Origin of the sequence: uncultured Oceanisphaera sp. (genome assembly GCF_947495715.1) — a bacterium.
Lineage (GTDB): Bacteria > Pseudomonadota > Gammaproteobacteria > Enterobacterales > Aeromonadaceae > Oceanimonas > Oceanimonas sediminis.
Genome location: NZ_CANLZU010000038.1, coordinates 1 through 6713 on the forward strand (window position 1 = coordinate 1; position 6713 = coordinate 6713).

7 protein-coding genes and 1 tRNA gene are annotated in these 6713 nt (G+C 55.3%); 3 read left to right on the forward strand and 5 right to left on the reverse strand.

Annotation, left to right across the window (positions count from 1 at the left end):
• Window positions 1-148: 148 nt before the first annotated feature.
• Together Q0753_RS16380 and rsmC are read right to left on the reverse strand one after the other, a co-directional pair.
• A tRNA-Leu gene (locus Q0753_RS16380) sits at window positions 149-234 on the reverse strand.
• A gap of 125 nt (window positions 235-359) precedes the next feature.
• Entirely contained in the window at window positions 360-1385 is a 1026-nt protein-coding gene (gene rsmC / locus Q0753_RS16385; protein WP_298723641.1) for a 16S rRNA (guanine(1207)-N(2))-methyltransferase RsmC, read from the reverse strand.
• 292 nt (window positions 1386-1677) lie between these two features.
• Here rsmC and dapA point away from each other — a divergent pair, with 292 nt between their 5' ends.
• Window positions 1678-2550, forward strand: coding sequence for a 4-hydroxy-tetrahydrodipicolinate synthase (gene dapA / locus Q0753_RS16390; protein ID WP_298723642.1), 873 nt, complete (start codon window positions 1678-1680; stop codon window positions 2548-2550).
• A 111-nt stretch (window positions 2551-2661) separates the two neighbouring features.
• On the opposite strand, the gene hfq is transcribed toward dapA, so the two are convergent.
• Complete coding sequence (gene hfq / locus Q0753_RS16395; protein WP_298723643.1) at window positions 2662-3039, reverse strand: RNA chaperone Hfq; 378 nt, start codon at window positions 3037-3039, stop codon at window positions 2662-2664.
• A gap of 122 nt (window positions 3040-3161) precedes the next feature.
• On the opposite strand from hfq, the gene Q0753_RS16400 reads away from it, so the two are divergent.
• A complete protein-coding gene (locus Q0753_RS16400; RefSeq protein WP_298723645.1) occupies window positions 3162-4334 on the forward strand; it encodes an MFS transporter in 1173 nt (390 codons plus the stop codon).
• A gap of 163 nt (window positions 4335-4497) precedes the next feature.
• Here the strand turns inward: Q0753_RS16400 and Q0753_RS16405 are convergent, their stop codons facing one another.
• Window positions 4498-4707 (reverse strand): cold-shock protein, encoded by a 210-nt coding sequence (locus tag Q0753_RS16405; protein WP_071472183.1) that lies wholly within the window; start codon window positions 4705-4707, stop codon window positions 4498-4500.
• A gap of 291 nt (window positions 4708-4998) precedes the next feature.
• On the opposite strand from Q0753_RS16405, the gene Q0753_RS16410 reads away from it, so the two are divergent.
• Window positions 4999-5310: a putative quinol monooxygenase gene (locus Q0753_RS16410; protein ID WP_298723648.1), complete on the forward strand. Its 312-nt coding sequence runs from the start codon at window positions 4999-5001 to the stop codon at window positions 5308-5310.
• Window positions 5311-5322: 12 nt separating this feature from the next.
• Here Q0753_RS16410 and Q0753_RS16415 read toward each other — a convergent pair whose 3' ends face one another.
• A complete protein-coding gene (locus tag Q0753_RS16415; protein ID WP_298723651.1) occupies window positions 5323-6300 on the reverse strand; it encodes a hypothetical protein in 978 nt (325 codons plus the stop codon).
• Window positions 6301-6713: the final 413 nt, after the last annotated feature.

A 6713-nucleotide genomic window follows, 5' to 3' on the forward strand; every position in this document is an offset into this window, starting at 1 on the left:
GGGGGACTTGAACCCCCACATCCATAGGACACTAACACCTGAAGCTAGCGCGTCTACCAATTCCGCCACCCTCGCATACTCAAATTGTCCGGCTGTTTTAGATGAGGCCGTCATCTGTTTTCCTGGCGTCCGTTACCTTGCGGTAACTTGGTGCGAAGGGGGGGACTTGAACCCCCACATCCATAGGACACTAACACCTGAAGCTAGCGCGTCTACCAATTCCGCCACCCTCGCGTTGCCAAGGACTGCGAATTCTATAGATTTTTTTCCGCTCGTCAATACGAAGTTTTCGAGAAAAGTTAAAAAAACCGGCGCTCATGGCCGGTTGGTTAAAAGGTGGGCTAATTACGCACGTAAAGTCAGCGTCTGGCTCGATAGATCTTGAACTTGCCAGTGGCGGCCAGGGTTTCGCAGTGACCAAAGCTCTTTTCTATCAACTCCGGATAGGGCAGAAAGGCGTTGGCGACCAGGATCAGTGAGCCGCCCGGCAGCAGATAATCGGCGGCCGAACTCAGCAGGGTTTCGGTGGTGTGATAAAAGGTTTTCAGGCCGGCATGAAAGGGCGGGTTGCTGATGATGTGATTGAACTTGCCGCTCACCTGACTCAGGCCGTCGGAGGCATAGACCCTGGCGTTGGCGTCGAGCCGGTTTTCCGCCAGTGTCATTCGGCTGGCTTCCAGCGCCAGGGCGTTGATATCGATGCATTCCAGCGTCATGTCGGCATTACGCTTCAACAGGCTGGCGCCGATGACGCCGGCACCACAACCGAAGTCGAGTACCCGCCCCTTGAGGGAGCTGATGGTATTCAGCAGAAGGCGCGAGCCCGAGTCCAGATGGCCGGCACTGAATACGCCAGGCAGGGCACAGATCTGCAGTTGCTCTTCTTCCAGCGGATAACGGCTGATCCAGTCGGCCAGGGCAAAGGGGGCAGGCAGGGTCGTCAGTTCGGCCTGATACAGGCTGGCGCGTCGAGCACTGTCCAGCTTGTTGACCTGCTCGCAGTAGGGGGCCAGTAATTTGGGCGCCGATTTGACGCCTCCCTTGTTGTCTCCGGCGATAAACACCGGGGCACCGACCGCCAGCAATGGCAGGCAGGCGGCCAGCAGGTACTCGGCCTCGGCCTTGGCCTTGGGCATCAGCAACAGCAGGCCGGCAGCGCTACCGGGAGCGGGGCGGGTGCCAAATTCGATATCGGCAAAACCCTGGGCCTGTTGCCACTGAAAATAGCGAAAATCGGTGGTAAACACCCGGGGTGCGGGGCCGGCCTCGGCCAGCAGACCGGGAAGCTTGTCTTCGAGCAAACCGCATACCAGCAAGGGCTGGCGGCTCAGAATATCCAGATTACGGGTCAGCATTTCGCTGACCGGGGTCAAGGCCTCAAACATCTCGGGCTCCGCGGTAAATAAATCAATTGGGCATTATACATGCCACCGGTACTCTTGACATTTGTCGGTCATTAGCAAAAGATGCTGTTCAAGGTCTTTTCAGGTGCAACTCATGGTTTTTATCGTTAAACGTAAACCGGGAAAACCGCTTAAACGAAAAGCGGCAGCCTCTGTTGCGTGACCGACGCCTGATTTTCATCAAGACAAGATGTTCTCAAACCCCGGTGATGCAACAGCGACCGGGGTTTTTTATTTAAATTTTTCAATCCTCTAGCCAGGAGAAGGAGTTTCCATGTTTCGCGGTTCTTTAGTTGCCCTGCTTACCCCCTTTGACGGTGACCGACTCGACGAGGCGGCATTGCGCCGGCTGGTTGACTGGCACATCGAGGAGGGTACTCACGGCATTGTGCCGGTCGGCACCACCGGGGAAAGTCCGACCCTGACTCATGACGAGCATTGCCGGGTGATTGAAATTGTGGCGGAACAGGCCGCAGGGCGAGTGCCGGTGATTGCCGGTGCCGGCTCCAACAACCCGGTAGAGGCGATTGAATACAGCAACTGTGCCCAGAAGGTGGGTGCCGATGCTACCCTGCATGTGGCCGGTTATTACAACAAGCCGAGCCAGGATGGCCTTTACGCGCATTTCAAGATGCTGCACGATGCCACCGAACTGCCGATTATCGTTTACAACATTCCGCCGCGGGCGGTGGTCGATATTCAGCCCGAGACCATGGCGCGCATCGCCGAGCTGCCGCGCATCGTCGGGGTGAAAGACGCGACCGGTGATCTGGCGCGCCCCTGGGCCGAACGTCAGCTGATCAAGAAGCCGTTTGCCTGGTTGTCTGGTGAAGACGGTACTGCCGTGTCTTACAACGTGGCCGGTGGTCAGGGTTGTATCTCGGTGACCGCCAACGTGGCCCCACGCCTCTGTGCTCAGCTGCAGGAGCTGACCCTGACCGGCAAATGGGAAGAAGCCCGCGCCTTGCAGGACAGATTGCTGCCGCTGCATCAGGTGATGTTTGCCGAGCCTAATCCGGCCTGTCCCAAATATGGTCTGTCGTTGCTGGGGCTGGCCAGCGAGCACTGTCGTATTCCCGTGGTGCCGCTGCAGGAAAGCACCAAGGCACGCATTCGCCGGGTGATGGAAGAGCTGGAACTGATTTAACCTTGGTGGCCGCGTAAGCGGAAATCCGGGAGCGGGGAGACAAAAGCCTCCCCGTTGATAACAAAAAGGTCAGCTTGAGCTGACCTTTTTGTTATTGAGCAACGAAAGCAATTAGCCCTGATCGTCGTCGTTGGGGTGATCGTATTGATCATCCCGGCGATGATTATCTTCTCGCGGCGTCTGATGGCTTTCGTAACGGGGGCGGCGGGGCTTGTTGAGAATAACCCCGGTACGCGGCGGCCGGCGGGTCGCGGGAGAAATAGTGGAAATCTTGGCTTTATAAATCAACTGCTGCTGACCGCGGGGGTCAGATAGCAGAATGCTGTATTGATCAAAGGCACTGATCATTCCTTCCAGCTTGATGCCATTGGTGAGGAAGATGGCGCAATGAGTCTGATTCTTGCGCAACCAGTTCAGTGCCGCATCCTGTCCGTTACCCAATGAAAAAGCCTGTTGAAGCGATTGGGGGTTTGCTGGTTGGGCAGTCATGTAGGCAGTCCTGTTTGTTATTTTTCAACCTTGATTGTGCTTAATGAATACCCGACTTGTCAAAGTAAAGCTCACTTTAATCCTGCAGCCCTGATCCCATTACCATAATCAGAGGAAGATGCGTGGCAACATCCACTACGACGACCCATACCCTTGTTCTGGCCTGTCTTATTGTCAGCATGGGACAATTGAGCATTGGCCTGTTGTTACCAGTGCTGCCGGCCATCAGTCAGACCCTGACCGAAGATCCGGATCGAATACAGTGGCTGGTTTCTGCCTATCTGTTTGCCTTTGGTCCGGTACAGTTGTTGTATGGCCCCTTGAGTGATGCCCGGGGGCGTCGCCCTGTGCTGCTGGCGGGACTGGCACTGGCGTTGCTGGGAGTAGGTCTGTGTCTGTTGCCCGGGGCATCATTCGAATGGCTATTGCTGGGGCGGTTACTGCAGGGGTTGGGCGCCGGCTGTGGGGCCGTGGTTTCCCGTGCCATGCTGCGCGACCGCTTCGAGGGCGCGGCCTTGCGCAATGCGCTGTCTTATGTGGCTATGGCGGCGGCCTTTACGCCGATTGCGGCACCGGCGGTAGGAGGTATTCTCGGTCACCACCTGGGGTGGAAGAGTGTATTTGTGGCCATGTTTATTTACCTGCTGGGTCTATGGATATTGCTGCTGGCCGGCTTTAAGGAAACCCATAACGGCGAACGCCGCTCGATGAAGCTGAAGAGCATTATCCTCAACTACCGCCACTTGCTGGGGTTACGCCACTTTCTCGGTTATGGCGGCATGTTGTGGGGGCAGTTTTCATTGATGATGGTGTCGGTGTCGGTAATGCCTTACGTGATGCAGCGGCAAATCGGCATGAGTGCGGCAGAATATGGCAGCTGGGCACTGCTGCCGGCGATGGGATTATTGCTGGGAGGGATTATCAATAATCGGATTCAGCACCGGGTATCGGCCGAAGACATGCTGCGCCTGAGTCCTTTTGTTCAGATGTCTGCCGGTGTCTGGATACTGGTGATGCCATTACAGCCGGTCTGGGTGATCAGCGCCATCTTTACTCAGGCTCTGGGTAATGGTATGGCTTTCTCCAATGCGATGAGCCGCTTGCTGGAGCCCTATCGGGATCTGGCCGGTGCCGCCGCCGCCCTGTCCGGCGCACTGCAAATGCTGACCGCCAGTCTGCTGACCGCCGGACTGGTCTATTACGGTGTGGATACCGCCTTCAGTCTTGGCCTCTGTATTCTGAGCGGAGCCGCGTTACTCAAGTTACTGTCCTGGTATGCCATCGGCCGGTTTTAGCCGTAATGGAGGGATAGATAACGTAGAGGGGTGAGGCCGGGCTGTTATCGGTTGGCGATATCGGCCTTATCGAGCAGGGTGGTAAACAGAGGAGAGTTGAAAAAAGGCAATAAAAAAGCCGCGCCCGGAGGCACGGCTTAGGAATTCTTGGTGAGGTAGTCTCTTACAGAGGAACTACGTTCTCAGCCTGAGGACCTTTCTGACCTTGAGCTACAGTGAACTGTACTGCTTGGCCTTCGGCCAGAGTCTTGAAACCCTGGCTCTGGATGGCGCTGAAGTGTACGAACACGTCAGGACCTTGCTCTTGCTCGATGAAACCAAAACCTTTGGACTCATTGAAGAACTTTACTTTACCTTTAACGATATTAGACATACCTAAATCCTGTAAACAAATCTACCATAAATAAACGAGCTTGGAAAAATACAGATTTAACTTATGAAATACAGGACGAGGTACTACTAGAACATCGTAACAAGAACATAAATATAGCCGTATTTTTCGAGCTGCGGTCACTCTAACCGGTTACCCGATGAGGGTCAACAGGTATTTTGGGCGGAATGTTCGATTGAAGGAAAAAATACGGTGGCGCCGGGCGAGGGGGCCGGACTGTGCAGGCGGGGCCGGTATGTATTAGCATATCGGCTTTATTCTTACCGAGAGCCGATGATGTCTGATTTATATTGTGTTGCCCGTTTTAACGCCAAGCCGGGCAAGGCCCAGGAATTACAACAGGCGCTGAAAAGCCTGATCGCCAATACCCACAGGGAAGATGGTTGTCTGCTGTATCAGCTGACCGAGGAAGTGCCTTATGCCGGTGCCAACGGCGAGCCCTGGGATTGTGTGTTTATCGAACAGTGGGCCAGCAGAGAAGCGTTTGAAGCTCATTGTGCCCAGCCTTACATCAAGGAGTATTTCGAGCAGTTGGCCCCGGCCCTGGTGGCTGACGCCGATGTCCGGTTGTTCCGCCCGCTTTGAGTCTGTGCTTGCTCAGCGTCTAAACACCAAATCACCCTTGAACATGACTTCCAGCCGAAGCGTCACGCCGAACTGGGGGTCATAATCCTGATCCCGGGGAAAATGCAGCTCCGGGATAAAATCGACAAACAGAATTTCCCGGTGCAGATTGCGTCGATAGTGGCTGTACAGGTAATAATCATGCAACCTCGGATCCGAGGTGCTTCTTCCCACTGCGGCGATGGCGTAACGCATGACGCTGCGTTTGCCCAGTATCTGGTTCAGCTCCACCGACTCGGAATATTCCAGGGTATCGACTTCTTCTTGCCACTGAAAATTGGTGATAAAGCGCAGGTGATGGTTTTCATCCAGCGGCCGGCCGACATCCCATCGGCTGCGTATGGAATAGCCTTCCTCGTTGAACCAGGAGGCGCGATTGTAGGACTCCAGCTGCCATGGTGACTCGAGTTGCCACAGCCGTTCACCGGTAAAACGCACATAAGGATCCGGCGGCCAGCGTACCTTGACCCCGGCTCCGGCCTGCAGGTTCCAGGCTTCTCTTTTATCCCGTTTGCCGAGTCTGTTCAGACCGAGAATGGTGCTGCCGAGGCTACGCTGATCGGTACGCAGCCGGTTGGAACCTTGTTCGGCCAGGGTGCCCTCGGTCTCTTCCGGATCGCTTTCGATAATGAAGCGTAGTCGCTCTTTGGTGGTAGGCAGATCGAGGCGAAAACGCGCCGCCGTTTCGGCGCTGAAGTCTTCTGCGTCACTCCATTCGAGCTCTTGGCTCAGGCGCAGGTAGGAGCCGTTTTCTACATGCAGGCTGTCGTCGGTACCGAAAAAACCGTCGATATTACGAGAATTGTTGGTAACCCAGTGAGAAATGCTGTCGTGCATGGGCGTGATCCTCTCCACGGCCCAGCCCGGCAAGTCGGTGTCGTCTTCTATTATCTCTGTCTCGGCACTGGCGGCGGCAACGGCCAGCATGGCAATCAAGTATATCTTCTTCATGGCAGCATCCTTTTGCCGTTTGCTTAAGACTATGTTTATCGCAAGCAGAATGCCAATTGGTCGGTACAACCATCAGCCGATCTCGGCAACCAGAGAGAGGAGGCTGTGAGGAAGTCGTGCAGTGAGTCATACCAATCTAAGTAAAAATATGATCTATTTTAAAGCTCGGAACGAGAGGCAACAGAATCACCTCCCGCGACACGCCATAAACCCATCCATGGGGGCTCGGGAAATGCCTTCCTTGGCATTTCACGGTCGTGGGAGCCGATCTTCTGCTGCCTCTCCTTAAGCACCGAGTTGTCTGCAGGGCGTTCCCTCAGGCGACGCCGCAGCACTGGGGCGGATGAAGGGTTCTACTCCAGCGACCATCACATGACAGGACGTCATGTGCTGAGCGTCGCAGGGATGCGGTT

Coding starts and splice junctions, on each gene's coding strand:
- Q0753_RS16410 (WP_298723648.1), top strand. CDS start 4,999: ATGATGTCTGATTTATATTGTGTTGCCCGTTTTAACGCCAAGCCGGGC.
- dapA (WP_298723642.1), top strand. CDS start 1,678: ATGTTTCGCGGTTCTTTAGTTGCCCTGCTTACCCCCTTTGACGGTGAC.
- Q0753_RS16415 (WP_298723651.1), bottom strand. CDS start 6,300: ATGAAGAAGATATACTTGATTGCCATGCTGGCCGTTGCCGCCGCCAGT.
- hfq (WP_298723643.1), bottom strand. CDS start 3,039: ATGACTGCCCAACCAGCAAACCCCCAATCGCTTCAACAGGCTTTTTCA.
- Q0753_RS16405 (WP_071472183.1), bottom strand. CDS start 4,707: ATGTCTAATATCGTTAAAGGTAAAGTAAAGTTCTTCAATGAGTCCAAA.
- rsmC (WP_298723641.1), bottom strand. CDS start 1,385: ATGTTTGAGGCCTTGACCCCGGTCAGCGAAATGCTGACCCGTAATCTG.